We start from the raw sequence: 13,768 nt of genomic DNA, 5'->3' as shown, positions 1-13,768 counted from the left end.
CCTATGGTTGGCGGGCCTCTCTGGCGGCCTGTTCTCGCTGCCGTCCCAGCACCTCGTCGGTCCCGACCAGCTTCTTTGCTCCGCCTGGAATTGCTGTGGACACCACCGCGGGCGGGTCGCTTGCCGGAAAAGAATCCTCCAACCCTGCCTGCAGTTGATCCTCGAGGGTCTGCGGTTCTTCTGAGCGGCCGGGCGTCCTGCGTGTATCTATCTTCTCCAGCGGCTGTTTCTTCTTTGGCGACTCATTGGCTTCCCGGATCAAGGCATAAAGCTGCTCGATCGCGAATTCCTTGATCGTTTCGATATCGGACCGATCGTCCTGCGTCGCCTCTATCTGGTCGACCATGGCCTTCTCGAACCGCCCAAGGCTTTCACCGCCGCAGGCGTGGGATAGGCGCAGCAATGCCTCGTGCAGCATCATCGGGGTGAAGTAAGCCGACGCTTCAAGCCTGAGTTGTCGCAGACGATCCGGAGTGGCAGCCTGGAATTTTGACATGGACGGTGTCCTTTCTCTCACGAGCGTGTCAACGACAGTTGATCGCCGATGTTCCACCACGCCTGGACATACTTGATGTCCAGCGACCTACCGGAACCAGCTTACCGCCCTCTGGAGAGTCCATTATCTGCGTGACTGGTCATGAGAAGCCGGTTCTCCTGCAAGGGGCCCGACGACGCCTCCAACATGTCACGATTTCTTGTGATGAAGGAACCAACTCGGGATTGACCGGTTCGGACGTCATCCACCGGAGCAATCCTGACATGGCAAATGCAGCAGAAATTCTCGTCGATACACTCATCGCCTGGAACGTGGAGGTGGTGTTCGGCTTGCCAGGAGACGGCATAAACGGCGTCATGGAGGCGCTGCGCACCCGCCAGGACAAAATTGTCTTCGTGCAGGTCCGGCACGAAGAGTCGGCCGCCTTCATGGCATGCGCCTACGCCAAATGGACAGGAAAGCTAGGCGTCTGCCTGGCGACCTCAGGTCCCGGCGGAACGCATCTTCTGACCGGCCTTTATGATGCCAAGCTCGATCAGGCTCCGGTGCTTGCGATCACTGGCATGCAGTTCCACGATCTCATCGAGACGTTCACGCAACAGGACGTCGATCTGACGCGCGTGTTCAACGATGTCTCCGTCTACAATGCCCATGTCTCCGATGCCGCGCATATGGAAAACGTCGCCAGCCTCGCCTGCCGAACCGCACTGGCGCGCAAGGGCGTCGCCCACCTTTCGATTGCAAGTGACGTCCAGGAGCAAGAGGGCGATCCCTCCAAGCGCAGCCAGCGCAATCGCCCGGCGCACACGCCGCAGCAAATGTTCGTCGGCCACAGCATGCCGCTGGACGCCGAACTCGACGAAGCAGCCGCCATTCTGAATAATGCCTCGCGAGTGACGATCCTGGCGGGACGCGGCGCCATCGGCGCGACCTCGGAACTCGAACATACCGCGCATCTGCTGCAGGCACCTGTCGCGAAAGCGTTACTGGGCAAGGCGGTGCTGCCGGACGACCATCCTCACACGACGGGTGGGATAGGCATCCTCGGAACCCTGGCTTCACAAGAAGCGATGGAAACCTGCGACGCGGTGCTGATCGTCGGTTCCACCTTCCCCTATATCGAATACTACCCGAAGCCCGGCCAGGCCCGTGGCGTCCAGATCGACTGCGATGCGCAACGGATCGGCCTGCGCTTTCCGGTCGAGGCCGGTCTTGTCGGCGACGCTGCCGAGACATTGCGCGCGCTCAATCAACGTCTGACGCAGAAGCCATCCGGTGAATTCCTGCAGCGCTCCCAGGAAACCATGAGGAAATGGCGCGAGATGATGAGACAATCGGAAGACGCGCAGGCGCAACCGTTGAAACCGCAAACGATTGCCCGTGCGTTCGGACAAAGACTGGCCGGCGACACCGTGCTGGCCACCGACTCCGGTCAGAACACGGAACTTGCCGCCCGCCATGTCGATCTTCGCAGCGGCCAGGCATTTGGCGTATCCGGATCGCTGGCATCCATGGCCTGCGGCCTTGCCTACGCTATCGCCGCCGGCATAGCATTTCCCGGTCGACCGATCGCAGCTATCGTCGGTGACGGCGGTTTTGCCATGCAGCTCGGCGAATTCTCGACAGCGGTGCGCTACAAGATCCCGCTGAAGATTCTAGTCATCAAGAACAACATGCTCAACCAGATCGCCTGGGAGCAGATGATGTTTCTGGGCAACCCGCAATTCGGTTGCGAACTGCAGCCGATCGATTTTGCCAAAGCGGCGGAAGCGATGGGCGGGAGCGGTTTTCGCATCGAGCGGGCCGATCAGATCGAGACCGTTCTCGACGAGGCCTTTACAACCGAAGGTCCGGTTGTGATCGAAGCATTGGTCGATGCCTATGAGCCGCTGATGCCGCCCAAGATGCCGTCCGACTATGCAAAGAATTTCCGCCAGGCCTTGCCACAGACGCCAGGGCACGAGCGCATCGAAGAAAATATCGCCCGGGAGCCGGCGAAGTCGATGATGGATGCCTAGAGCAATCCGGTCGAACCCAGTTTCGCCGGAAGTGCTCCAGAGCCGCGAAATGCACCCTGGAGGGCGATGCCTCAAAGGCGGACCATGAGCTTCGACGCACTCTTCTCGACCTCTATCTGCTATGGCAACGGCGCCCCGCAAGCCGGATGGACGCTGGCGTTTCCGATTACATTTCCGCTCGCGGCCGTTGTGTCCCTGTACATCGCTGGCGCCAGCCGGCTCTGGCGGCGGAGCGCACGCGGACGTCCTTTGCGATCGCGGCAGGCCCTGCTGTTTTTCGCCGGCTGGGCCGCACTGGCGGTTGCGCTTGTAAGCCCGATCCATGCGTTGGGCGAACATGTGTTTGCCGCTCACATGCTCGAGCACGAACTGCTGATGGCCGTCGCGGCACCTCTGCTGGTCGCTTCCCGCCCAACGGCGGCGATGATGTGGGCGCTGCCCGCGCGGATGCGCCAGACGGTCGGTGCGTGGCCGCAAACGAAATCCATGTCCCGGTTGGAGAGCCGGTCAAGGTCGAGCTCGATTCGCTCGATGTCATCCATAGCTTCTGGGTGCCAAGCCTTGCCGGCAAACGGGATCTCATTCCAGGCAGGCCAAGCGACCTCACGCTTATTGGTTCGGCGCGAACAGCTCTTGCTGGCGGACAAGTTCGTCCGCGATCGGCTGGCGCAGGCGTCGCGTGCCATCCGCCTGAATGACCGAAAACAATCCCACCTCCGCATGTCTGGAGTTGTCCCACCCGGGGTAGGCGGTTATGGGATACAGGCAAATACCCTCGATCGGTGCTTCGAGGCTCATCGCGGCACGCACCTCGTCGCAGACATAGTGGAACCAGGCCGGCCCGCCGGATCCCTCCGAGCCGGTCTCGGCAATGAACATCGGCTTGCTGTATCGATGAGCGACCTCGATCAACATCTCCGACAGAGCACGGTACTCGTGATGCCCCATCGGAATCGTCGGCCCGCTTAGGTACCATTGATTGTGCGGGTAGAAGTTCAGGCCCACGACATCGATGACATCTTCGCTCCCGCCCAACTCAGGTTCGACGCGGCCCAGCAACATGTCGTAAGCCTCGAACTGTCCCAGTCGGGCGTTTTCGGCCCGGCGCCGTTCGCCGGGGCTGCGGTCGCGAGGCGCGATATGGATGAGCGGCTCGGCCCAGACAAATCTGCATGCCGGATCGACCTGCCGCATTGCACGAACACCGGCGATGGCAGCCTTGACGAGGTGCCGCTTGAACCATCCTCGCTTGTTGGGACCCACGCGCGGGAAATAGCCGACTTCCACAGCCCAGGCGAAGAAGGAGATCTCGTTGATTGGACACAACAAAGGCGATGTTCCGGTGATCGAGCGGTGTACCCTCACCGCTTCCGCCGCGAACGAGGCATAGGCATCGATGAAATGGATGGACCCCTGATCGACATGGTCCGGGGATCCGTAATGGAAGATGTCCCAGATGACCTGGACACCTGCCGTCTGCGCAGCCTCGACCATGGGCGCCCAACTTGACCAGTCATAGGTTCCGGGAACGGTTTCGATCAGGTGCCAGCGCAGCCCGTCGCGGATAGTGCGAAGGCCGAGTTCGGCGCAGCCGCGGTAGTCGCTCAAGGCATGCAAATTATGCGAGGTCGCACGAATAAGGTCGAGGCGGACGCCGTCCTTGCGCCGGTGCGAGGAGCACTCGAAGCCCGCCATGAAAAAACTGGCGAAGCGCGAGTCTCCCGAAACCGACGCGGCCACTTCGTGCCCGTGCGCGCCTCCCACTTCGTTCATTCGAAGTCTCCTTTGGACGGTCCTTTTCGAACTCGGCTGCCCTGTTCCGACCCGAATTGCCTTGGCGAAACGCCGAATCCGATCGGGCAGCCGCATCCCATTGCTCAGCCCAGCAGACCTCGCGTCCTGCCTGACCGGATAGTGCAGAACCGACTGGCCGAGCCTTTGTTCCTGTGGTGGCCCCCGCGAGCTGGGTGGCGATTGGCGACATCAGGAACAAGAAGGCTCGAGCCAAGTTCGGGGCGATGCAGCACCGGCGTCGCTTAATTCGACCGGCTGCTCGGCAAACAACAGAGGCACGGGATGATATGACCGTTCAAATTCGACTTTCCGATATCGACCATGCCAGGCGTGAGGATCGTGGCGACGGCGCTTGGAGCATCGCGCCGGATCTCGCCTATTTGCGGCTGGCAATCGTCAATGTCGTGTTCTTCGGCGCACCAGGCAGCGGCGATCGCAAATGGGTGCTGATCGATACCGGGTTGCCGACGTCCCGCAGCAGCATCCTTGCTGTCGCGGAAAAGCGGTTTGGGACTGACGCGCGGCCGGCCGCCATCATCTTGACGCATGGCCATTTCGACCATGTGGGAACGGTTCTGGACCTGGCGACTACGTGGGACGTGCCCGTCTTCGCGCACCCGCTCGAGCGCCCCTATCTGGACGGGACCACATCCTACCCGCCGCCGGACCCCTGGGTTGGGGGTGGACTGATGGCACTGCTTTCGCCGCTCTTTCCCCGCGGGCCGATCGATCTTGGCAACCGTCTGGAACTCTTGCCGGCCAACGGGTCGATCCCCGGAATGCCAGGATGGCAATGGCTGCACACGCCAGGACACGCCCCGGGGCATATCTCGCTCTGGCGCGAGGAAGACCGCTCGCTGATCGTGGGTGATGCTTTCATCACCACAGGCCAGGAATCCGTCTATGAGGTCGCCGTTCAGGATCTCGAGATGCACGGTCCGCCACGCTATTTCACGCCGGACTGGGATGCCGCGGAAAGATCCGTGAAGCGTCTGGCCGCGCTGAAGCCGCAGATGGTCATCAGTGGGCACGGGGCGGCGGCGGCTGGCGTGGGCATGCAACAGGCTCTCGACAGTCTGGCTGATCGGTTCACGGAGTTCGCCGTCCCGCCAAAAATGAAATTCGTGCGCGAGCCAGCAACGGCGAGCAGCTGAGCTCTGTCAAAACCGCGGCACTCCGCTGCTCCCGACATCTGTCAAAAGCGCGCCAACTTTGCTGCTTGGTCGGTTAGGACAGGTGTCGGGGAACAAACCCTGGAGGCGCCAGTTAGGGCGTCGTTGGACGGCGGGCGGCACCCGGCGAAGTTCCACGTCAGGGAAGACTGGAAATGGAAAACGCGAAGAGCGCGTGCCCTTACGACGCGTCCTCCCCGAGATGCGTGGCGGAACCGCCGTTGTTGCCATCCAGCCTAAAGCCAGCGCGCTCGCTGCTCTGGATCCCCACCGCGGCATGCCTGCCCGGTTGCGCTGGGGGCGTGCTCGACCCGCAAGGGCCAATTGGCGCGGGCAATCGCACCATCCTTTTGAATTCGCTGGCGGTGATGCTGGTGATCGTCATCCCGACGCTGATTGCGCTGCTGGCCTTCGCCTGGAAATTCCGCGCCTCCAACAGCAATGCCCGCTACGACCCGGAATTCACCTATTCAGGGCGGATCGAGCTGATCGTCTGGTCGATCCCGACGCTCACCATCCTCTTCCTTGGCGGACTGATCTATTACGGTTCCTATCACCTCGACCCGCGCAAACCGATCGCCTCGGCGCAGCCACCACTCGATATCCAGGTGGTGGCGCTCGACTGGAAATGGCTGTTCCTCTATCCCGAGCAGGGTGTCGGAGCGGTCAACCAGCTGGTCATCCCGGCCGGCGTTCCGGTGCATTTCAAGCTGACCTCGGCCAGCGTGATGAACACGTTCTTCGTGCCTCAGCTTGGCAGCATGGTCTATGTCATGAACGGCATGCAGACCGAGCTGCATCTGCAGGCCGACCGCGAGGGCAGCTATTTCGGTCAGTCGGCGCATTTCAGCGGCGACGGCTTCTCGGACATGAACTTCAGCGTGAGCGCGGTTTCGGCCGATGCCTTCACTCGCTGGGCGTCGTCGCTGCATGGGGGCGGCGGCGTGCTCAACGCCAGCGCCTACCGCGAGCTCGCCCGGCAAAGCACAAACGTGCCGCCCGCCTCGTTCGGCCACGTTCAGCCTGGGCTGTTCGAGGCGGTTGTTCAGCAGACGCTGCCGCCGGGTCCGGGACCCGCCGAAAGTGCCAGCAGCGGCGAGCCACAGGCGAGGCCGAGTGCGTTACCCTCGGCGCCGGCGCCAACCATTGCGCACCACCAGCAGGCGGAAGGGGGAGAATGACGATGCTCGGCAAGCTCGATTGGTCGGCAATTCCGTTCGACCAACCCATCCCCCTCGGTGCGGCCTTCGCCGTGTTCCTCGCGGCGGCAGCGGTGCTCTGCTGGATAAGCCTCAAGGGATATTGGCCCTATCTGTGGAGCGAGTGGATAACTTCGGTCGACCACAAGCGCATCGGCGTGATGTACATCGTGCTGGCGATGCTGATGCTGCTGCGTGGCTTCGTCGATGCCATCATGATGCGCACGCAGCAGGTGCTGGCGATCCACGGGCCGGGCTATCTTCCTCCGGAGCATTACGACCAGATCTTTTCGGCGCACGGCACGATCATGATCTTCTTCGCGGCGATGCCTTTCATGATCGGCCTGATGAATTTCGTCGTGCCGCTACAGCTTGGCATCCGCGATGTCGCCTTTCCGACGCTCAATTCAGTCAGCTTCTGGCTTACGGCGACCGGAGCCCTGCTGGTCAATATCTCGCTTGTCATCGGCGAATTCGCGCGCACCGGCTGGTTGCCCTACGCGCCCTTGTCGGAAACCACCTACTCGCCGGGCGTCGGTGTCGACTACTATCTGTGGTCGATCCAGATCTCCGGCGTCGGCACGCTGCTGACCGGCGTGAACCTGGTGACGACCATCCTCAAGATGCGTGCGCCGGGAATGGGGTATCTGCGCATGCCGATGTTCTGCTGGACATCGCTGGCATCCAACCTGCTCATCGTCGCAGCCTTCCCGATCCTCACCGCCACGCTCGCGATGCTGACGCTGGACCGCTATCTCGGCTTTCATTTCTTCACCAACGAGGCCGGCGGCAACCAGATGATGTTCGTCAACCTGATCTGGGCCTGGGGGCATCCCGAGGTTTACATCCTGGTACTTCCAGCCTTCGGGATCTTTTCCGAGATCTTCTCGACCTTTTCGTCAAAGCCGCTGTTTGGATACCGTTCGATGGTCGCGGCGACGATGTTCATCTGCATCGTCTCGTTCATGGTCTGGCTGCATCATTTCTTCACCATGGGCGCCGGAGCAGACGTCAATGCGGCCTTCGGCATCGCTACCTCGGTCATCGCCGTCGGCACCGGCGTAAAAATCTACAATTGGCTCTTCACCATGTATGGCGGGCGCGTTCGCTTCGACACGCCGATGCTGTGGGCGCTGGCTTTCGTGACCACCTTCACCATCGGCGGCATGACCGGCGTTCTGCTTGCCGTCCCTCCCGCCGACTTCGTGCTGCACAACTCGCTTTTCCTCGTGGCACATTTTCACAACGTCATCATCTCGGGCGTGCTGTTCGGCGCTTTCGCCGGCTTCACCTACTGGTTCCCCAAGGCATTCGGCTTCCGGTTGCACGAAGGCTGGGGGAAGGCGGCATTTTGGGTCACCTTGGTCGGCTATATGCTGGTCTTCGTGCCTCTCTACATCGTCGGCCTGCTTGGCATGACGCGGCGCCTTCAGCACATCGACATGGATCTTTGGGCGCCGTGGCTGGTGGTGGCCGCGTTCGGCGTGCTGGTGATGATCATCGGCGCCGCACTGCAGATCATGCAGCTGGTGGTTTCGATCCGGCATCGCGACAAGCTTCGCGACGAGACCGGCGACCCGTGGGACGGACGCTCGCTGGAATGGTCGACTTCCTCCCCTCCGCCCGCCTTCAACTTCGCGCGGCTGCCACATGTCGAGAACGAAGAACCCTACTGGAGCATCAAGCAGCGGGGAATCAAGGAGCAGAGCGCGGAGACGGAGACCGCGTACGATCCCATCGAGATGCCGCGCAACAGTCCAACGGGCTTCGTCACCGCCTTCTTCAGCACGCTGATCGGCTTCGCGCTGATCTGGCACATCTGGTGGCTGGCGATCGTCGGCTTCATCGGCGCTTACGCCACCTTCGTCGTCTTCGCCTGGCGCGATCATGGCGACTATGAGATCTCCGCCGACGAGGTCGCACGTATCGACCGGCATCGGCAGGCCGCGCAGCTTGCCTGGCTGCGCAACTGGGAGCGCCCGGCATGAGCGATCACGCCTTCACCATCAGCGCTGACAGCCGGATACGCGACCCCTATCGGCTCAATCGCGCCGGCGGGCATGGCACAGGATCCGCGACAGGCCACGGACAGGGCGGCCCTGCCTCGAAATTCGTCACCGTGGCCTACGGGTTCTGGATCTTTCTCCTGTCCGACATCATCATGTTCTCGGCCTTCTTCGCCGCCTATGCCGTGCTTGCCAAGGCAACCGCCGGCGGGCCGACGGGCAAGGATTTGTTCGAACCCGCGCGCGTTGCGGTTCAAACGGGCGTTCTGCTTACGTCGAGCTTCACCGGCGGCCTGGCAACGCTTGCGAGCCACCGCAGATCGATGGCTGCCACTCAGTTCTGGCTGCTCATAACGGGCTTGCTCGGGGCGGCCTTCCTGTTCCTGGAAGTGCAGGAATTCGCGACGATGATCGGCGAACAGGCAGGCCCCTCGCGCAGCGCGTTTCTTTCAGCCTTCTTTGCGCTCGTTGGTTGCCACGGAACCCACGTCGCACTCGGCCTGCTCTGGCTAGGCACCATGATGGCGCAGCTGTGGGTCAAGGGTTTTCGACCCGATATTTTGCGGCGGCTCCACTGCTTCGGGCTCTTCTGGCACGCGCTCGACATCATCTGGGTTGCCATCTTCACCCTGGTTTATCTGTTGGGAGCATCGCCATGACCGAGGTCGGCAACGAGAGCGGGACCAGCGAGACGCCAGACCGCCGCGATTCGGCACCGGGGGAGGAGCGCATAACCGAACACGAAATGGCGGGGGGCCTTTCGGGCTACCTGCTCGGCTTCGGCCTGGCCATCCTGCTGACGATCGCTTCGTTCTTGGCGGCTCAGACCAATCTGATCTACCAGCCGGCGGTGATCTCGGCCCTGGTGGTGCTCGCTGTCGCGCAGATGGGCGTGCATCTTGTCTTCTTTCTGCACCTGACGACCGGACCGGACAACACCAACAATGTCCTGGCCCTCGCTTTTGGCGTGTTGATCGTAGCACTGGTGGTGTTGGGCTCGGTCTGGATCATGGCCCACCTCGATCAGAACATGGCAGCCATGACGGCCCATCAGGCCGGAGCGATGCCCTGAGCGAGCTGCACGCCGGACGCGCCTTGGCCTGACTTGGGTTCGCTTCGCGAAGGGCCTCGAACGGCGCCCCCTTGCAGAACAGCGCGTCACGCGTTTCACGCGGGAACATTGGTTTCGGCAGCAAGTTCGAAAGCCATCGCACACAACAGGCACGCGGAAGATGGGCGCCCAGATCAATCACTTCGTGAAGGATATCCTCATCGAGGTCGCTGAAATGCTTCCGTCCGTGACTCCAAGACATAAAACGCCAACCGACGAACTGCCCATCGAAGCGGCGAACTTTCCCCATGATCTGGAACCGGTGATCCGAGCGAACCCATCATGGGCGGCGCCGGGCCGCACGCAAGGCGCCGAGCACCGTGCGGACGGCATCGACGCCTGAGCCGCGGGACTGGGTGGACGGCCTGAAGATCAACCGGCCGTTGCGGAACTCGAAGCCCTGTGCGTTTTTCAAGCGCCATTTTGATGCCGCCGCTTTCTCGCGGAAGCTGATCGCGATCGCTTCGGGCCCCACATCGACTTTGCTGACGCCAAGTTCAGCCGCGGCTATGCGCAACCTGGTCAATTCCAGCAAATCCGCTACTTCGCCGGGCATATCTCCAAAGCGGTCCTCGAGCTCTTCGCCGAATGCCTCGAGGTCCGTCTCGCAAGCCATGCGAGACAGCCTCGCATAGAGGCTGACGCGCACCGTCGGCTCGTTGACGTAGCTTTCGGGAAAGGCTCCCTTTCCCGCGCCGTTGATGTCGGCAAGCTGCCTGTCGTGATCGGTCCCTCCCCCAGCCAGCGAGACCGCCCGCCCCAGCAGATGTTGATAAAGGCCTGCTCCGATCAGCTTCATGTGTCCGGCCTGATCTTCGCCGAAGAGGTCTCCTGCCCCGCGCAGGTCGAGGTCCCTTTGGCTGATCGCAAGGCCGGAGCCAAGCCGATCGAGCGCAATCATCGTCGAAAGTCGGGCGCTTGTGCCTTCGGCCAGTTCGACGCCAGGCTCGGTCAGAAGAAAGGCAATGGCCTGCACCGCTCCCCTTCCGACCCGGCCGCGAAGCTGATGCAACTGTGCCAGACCGAACCTGTCCGCCCGCCAGATCAGGATGGTGTTGGCCCGCGGCACGTCGAGGCCACTCTCGATAATGTCGGTGCTCAACAGGACGTCGCCGTCGCCGTCAGCGAACCCGACCATGATTTCGTCCAGCTGTCTCCCTTTCATTTCGCCATGCGCCGTCTTCACCGCGAGTTCCGGCACCAGTCTGTTTAGCTGCTGGCGAACCGGATCGATGTCCTCGATGCGCGGAACCACGAAGAAGCTCTGTCCGCCCCGGCGGAGTTCGCGCAAAAGGGCGGCTCGTACCGAAGCTGGATCGAAGGGGGCAAGGATGGTGCGAACGGGGCGTCTTTTGGCCGGCGGAGAATTGAGGACGCTGACCTCCTGGATGCCCGACATTGCCGATTGCAGCGTCCGCGGTATCGGCGTGGCGCTCATGCTCAGCGTATGAAGGCAGGGCGCCATGTTTCGCAACGCCTGCTTCAGCTTGACACCGAACCGGTGTTCCTCGTCGATCACCAGCATTCCGAGATTGGCGAATCCGACGCTCTTGGCCGCCAGGGCCTGGGTACCCACAACCACCGCGACCTGACCGCTCCGCAGCCTCTCCTTCACCGCTCTCGCCTCCGCCGCTCCGACCATTCTCGAGAGGTGGGCAACCTCGAGGCCCGTTCCCGCGAATCTTCGGCTGAACGTTTCATAGTGCTGGCGTGCCAATACCGTTGTCGGTGCTATGACCGCAACCTGCTTCCCGCAGAGGGCCACGGCGGCGCAGGCCCGCAGGGCCACCTCTGTCTTGCCGAAGCCGACGTCGCCGCAGACAAGCCGGTTCATTGTTCTCCCCGACGACAGATCGTCGAGCACGTCGCGAATGGCGGCAGCCTGGTCGGGAGTCTCGGTATAGGGAAACCGCGCCGCGAACCGGGCCAGGTCGGCGCGAGAGGGTTTTATGATCGCGGCAGGCTGGCTGGACCTGGCTTTGGCAATGTCCCTCAAGCGCTTGGCCAGCCTGTCGACGTCGCGCAGCGCCGCCTTGCGGCGGCTGAGCCATCCGTCGCTGTTCAAGCGATCGAGCGGCACGGCACCGGGTTCCGAGCCGTAGCGCCATATCCGTCCAAACTCACCGACCGGTACCAGCAAGGAAGCTCCGTCATGATATTCCAACCTGACGACATCCTGCTGCTGACCGGCCAACTCGACCTGTTCGACCGCCGCCAGCACGGCCAGGCCATGGTCCTCATGAACGACGGCGTCGCCAATGCGCAACTCGGGTTCCAGCAGGGAGGTGGCCGCACTGCCATTTGCCTTCATGACGTGGCCAAAGACGTCGCCCGAGGCCACCACCGCGATGCCTGATTGCTCGTCGACAAAGCCTTCGTCGAGAACGATCTCGGCCTTGAGAAGAGAGCCCCTTGGGGCCGAACGGATCCGCGGCCAGTCAGCCGCTTCCTCCATTCGCCGGCCGAGCTTCCGATCGAGCAGACGATCCGCTCGCTGCAGGTCGGAGGCATCGCCCATGAACGTCACAGTGAAACCCGACCTTGTCTGCCTCTCCACAAATTCGGCGAACTGATGCCCGGGTCGCGCCTGCCGGAAGAATTTGGGAACTCGGGCGGCAGAAACGGCAAGGCTCTTGCCGTGGCGTTTGCGGACTGCGACGTCCCATTCTTCACGCGACAGGTAAAACTGTTCCGGCAAGGGCTTGGCGGGCGCGGCGACCTCCTGCCTCGCGCCACGTGCGTCTTCGATCAGGTCCAGGAAGCGGTCGAGCGGCGCGCCTTCGAGACCTTCCGCGATGGAGACACATGCGCTGGACGTCACATCGAACACCGACGGCATGCTGCCGTACAATGCGACGAGGCGTTCTTCCATCGACGTCGCGCGCATGGCCGCCAACTCGGGATGATCCCCCGTTGCGAAAATCAGCTCGGATGCCGGTCCGACGGTGACCGCGTCTCGCGACTGTTCGCTAAGCTGGCTGATGGGGTCATAGGTCTTGAGTTCCAGGATGCAGCTATCTGGACCGATGACGACACGAACCGGGTGATCGGCGCCAGCGGGGAATATGTCCATGAGGTCGCCCCGAAAAGCTATCTCGCCCGGCTCGTCGACCCTCTCGTCGACACCGTATCCAATCGCCTCGGCTCTCGTTCGGAAACCATCCGGGTCGAACTTTTGTCCAGGTTCCAGAATCGTGAAACCGCCCGCAATGACCGGTGCGGGCGGGATCCGCTGAAGAGTGGTCTCGATCGACAGAATCACGATGCGCGGACGTTTGGGCTCGCTTGCGATCTCACGCAGAGCACGAAGCCTCCGCCCCATATTGGCGCGTGTCGGCCATACCCTGTCGTAAGGCAGGCAATCCCAGGAAGGCAGGAAGATGGCGTCCGCGCCGGGCAGAAACTGACGCAAGGCCGCGGCGATCTCTTCGGCACTGCGTTCCGAGGCGGCTATGTAGACGATATGCTTGTTTGGACCGCTGTCCAGGGAATCGGCCAGCGCCGCCGCGATTGCGGCGGAAGGCGAGACGCCCTGTTCTCCCGCGAGGTCCCTGTCAGTCGACGGGTGATCGGTTTGTTCGATGATTTCCGTCCGCGAAATAGGTCTGTTCACTGAGATCTCACCTTGCCATCGGTGGGGAACGTCAGTGGAACCACCCCGTTCCTGAGGCGCGGATTAAAGTGTTGCAGGCGGCGGCAGCCCGTGCGGCCTTGCGTTCCAAGGACGGCCAATTGAGCCTTGGCAGGCCACCAGTTCGCGGGCGTCTTTTTCGCTGATGCTGGTCTCTTCCATAGCGAACTCTCCGAAGAGTGCGACTTAACCTCGAATGCCTGCCGGCGGAGCGAGGGTAGGTATGAAAACGTACAAGCTGTTGGTGCGTTTGCTACACAGGCCGCGGCTTTGCTCGCGTCTCCTGCTTATTCGGATTCACCGCCATCCGGAACTTTTGGCGTGGATAAAAGTTCGGTGTG

Annotated in this window: 11 protein-coding genes and 2 pseudogenes; 9 read left to right on the top strand and 4 right to left on the bottom strand. The window is 62.2% G+C overall.

Annotation, left to right across the window (positions count from 1 at the left end; all coding sequences use genetic code 11):
- Position 1: 1 nt before the first annotated feature.
- The gene (locus tag FJ948_RS22515; protein WP_140708265.1) at positions 2-496 is read right to left on the bottom strand and encodes a hypothetical protein; all 495 of its coding nucleotides are present in this window, start codon (positions 494-496) and stop codon (positions 2-4) included.
- 263 nt (positions 497-759) lie between these two features.
- Here FJ948_RS22515 and FJ948_RS22510 point away from each other — a divergent pair, with 263 nt between their 5' ends.
- Positions 760-2,514 carry a thiamine pyrophosphate-dependent enzyme gene (locus FJ948_RS22510; RefSeq protein WP_140708528.1) on the top strand — a complete coding sequence of 585 codons (1,755 nt, stop codon included), beginning with the start codon at positions 760-762 and terminating at the stop codon, positions 2,512-2,514.
- A gap of 66 nt (positions 2,515-2,580) precedes the next feature.
- Positions 2,581-2,931, top strand: a pseudogene (locus FJ948_RS22505) (cytochrome c oxidase assembly protein); the annotation flags it as partial.
- Here FJ948_RS22505 and FJ948_RS30740 read toward each other — a convergent pair.
- Positions 2,865-3,056: a hypothetical protein gene (locus FJ948_RS30740; protein WP_246677589.1), complete on the bottom strand. Its 192-nt coding sequence runs from the start codon at positions 3,054-3,056 to the stop codon at positions 2,865-2,867. The pseudogene FJ948_RS22505 and the gene FJ948_RS30740 sit on opposite strands and share 67 nt — an antisense overlap.
- Here FJ948_RS30740 and FJ948_RS22500 point away from each other — a divergent pair.
- Positions 2,988-3,125: pseudogene (locus tag FJ948_RS22500) on the top strand (cytochrome c oxidase subunit II); the annotation flags it as partial. The gene FJ948_RS30740 and the pseudogene FJ948_RS22500 sit on opposite strands and share 69 nt — an antisense overlap.
- On the opposite strand, the gene FJ948_RS22495 reads toward FJ948_RS22500, so the two are convergent.
- Positions 3,124-4,287, bottom strand: coding sequence for a beta-glucosidase (locus tag FJ948_RS22495; protein WP_140708263.1), 1,164 nt, complete (start codon positions 4,285-4,287; stop codon positions 3,124-3,126). The pseudogene FJ948_RS22500 and the gene FJ948_RS22495 overlap by 2 nt on opposite strands.
- Positions 4,288-4,595: 308 nt before the next feature.
- On the opposite strand from FJ948_RS22495, the gene FJ948_RS22490 reads away from it, so the two are divergent.
- The 6 genes from FJ948_RS22490 to FJ948_RS22465 all read left to right on the top strand — a co-directional run bounded on the left by FJ948_RS22490 (position 4,596) and on the right by FJ948_RS22465 (position 10,139).
- Positions 4,596-5,462, top strand: a complete 867-nt coding sequence (locus FJ948_RS22490; protein WP_140708526.1) for an MBL fold metallo-hydrolase — start codon at positions 4,596-4,598, stop codon at positions 5,460-5,462.
- 242 nt (positions 5,463-5,704) lie between these two features.
- Positions 5,705-6,661, top strand: coding sequence for a ubiquinol oxidase subunit II (cyoA, locus tag FJ948_RS22485; protein ID WP_246677584.1), 957 nt, complete (start codon positions 5,705-5,707; stop codon positions 6,659-6,661).
- Positions 6,662-6,663: 2 nt separating this feature from the next.
- Positions 6,664-8,667, top strand: coding sequence for a cytochrome o ubiquinol oxidase subunit I (cyoB, locus tag FJ948_RS22480; RefSeq protein ID WP_181173785.1), 2,004 nt, complete (start codon positions 6,664-6,666; stop codon positions 8,665-8,667).
- The gene (locus FJ948_RS22475) at positions 8,664-9,344 is read left to right on the top strand and encodes a cytochrome (ubi)quinol oxidase subunit III (RefSeq protein ID WP_140708257.1); all 681 of its coding nucleotides are present in this window, start codon (positions 8,664-8,666) and stop codon (positions 9,342-9,344) included. Before cyoB ends, FJ948_RS22475 begins: the two co-directional genes overlap by 4 nt.
- Positions 9,341-9,757, top strand: a complete 417-nt coding sequence (cyoD, locus tag FJ948_RS22470) for a cytochrome o ubiquinol oxidase subunit IV (RefSeq protein ID WP_140708255.1) — start codon at positions 9,341-9,343, stop codon at positions 9,755-9,757. Before FJ948_RS22475 ends, cyoD begins: the two co-directional genes overlap by 4 nt.
- 160 nt (positions 9,758-9,917) lie before the next feature.
- Positions 9,918-10,139: a hypothetical protein gene (locus tag FJ948_RS22465; RefSeq protein ID WP_140708253.1), complete on the top strand. Its 222-nt coding sequence runs from the start codon at positions 9,918-9,920 to the stop codon at positions 10,137-10,139.
- On the opposite strand, the gene FJ948_RS22460 is transcribed toward FJ948_RS22465, so the two are convergent.
- Positions 10,077-13,409, bottom strand: coding sequence for a DEAD/DEAH box helicase (locus tag FJ948_RS22460; protein ID WP_181173772.1), 3,333 nt, complete (start codon positions 13,407-13,409; stop codon positions 10,077-10,079). The genes FJ948_RS22465 and FJ948_RS22460 overlap by 63 nt on opposite strands.
- Positions 13,410-13,768: the final 359 nt, after the last annotated feature.

Source organism: Mesorhizobium sp. B2-3-12 (assembly GCF_006442205.1).
Taxonomy (GTDB): Bacteria; Pseudomonadota; Alphaproteobacteria; order Rhizobiales; family Rhizobiaceae; genus Mesorhizobium.
This window is presented reverse-complemented; position numbering and strand designations above follow the sequence as displayed.

Coding starts and splice junctions, on each gene's coding strand:
- FJ948_RS22475 (WP_140708257.1), top strand. CDS start 8,664: ATGAGCGATCACGCCTTCACCATCAGCGCTGACAGCCGGATACGCGAC.
- FJ948_RS22490 (WP_140708526.1), top strand. CDS start 4,596: ATGACCGTTCAAATTCGACTTTCCGATATCGACCATGCCAGGCGTGAG.
- FJ948_RS22510 (WP_140708528.1), top strand. CDS start 760: ATGGCAAATGCAGCAGAAATTCTCGTCGATACACTCATCGCCTGGAAC.
- FJ948_RS30740 (WP_246677589.1), bottom strand. CDS start 3,056: ATGGATGACATCGAGCGAATCGAGCTCGACCTTGACCGGCTCTCCAAC.
- FJ948_RS22495 (WP_140708263.1), bottom strand. CDS start 4,287: ATGAACGAAGTGGGAGGCGCGCACGGGCACGAAGTGGCCGCGTCGGTT.
- cyoD (WP_140708255.1), top strand. CDS start 9,341: ATGACCGAGGTCGGCAACGAGAGCGGGACCAGCGAGACGCCAGACCGC.
- FJ948_RS22515 (WP_140708265.1), bottom strand. CDS start 496: ATGTCAAAATTCCAGGCTGCCACTCCGGATCGTCTGCGACAACTCAGG.
- cyoB (WP_181173785.1), top strand. CDS start 6,664: ATGCTCGGCAAGCTCGATTGGTCGGCAATTCCGTTCGACCAACCCATC.
- FJ948_RS22465 (WP_140708253.1), top strand. CDS start 9,918: ATGGGCGCCCAGATCAATCACTTCGTGAAGGATATCCTCATCGAGGTC.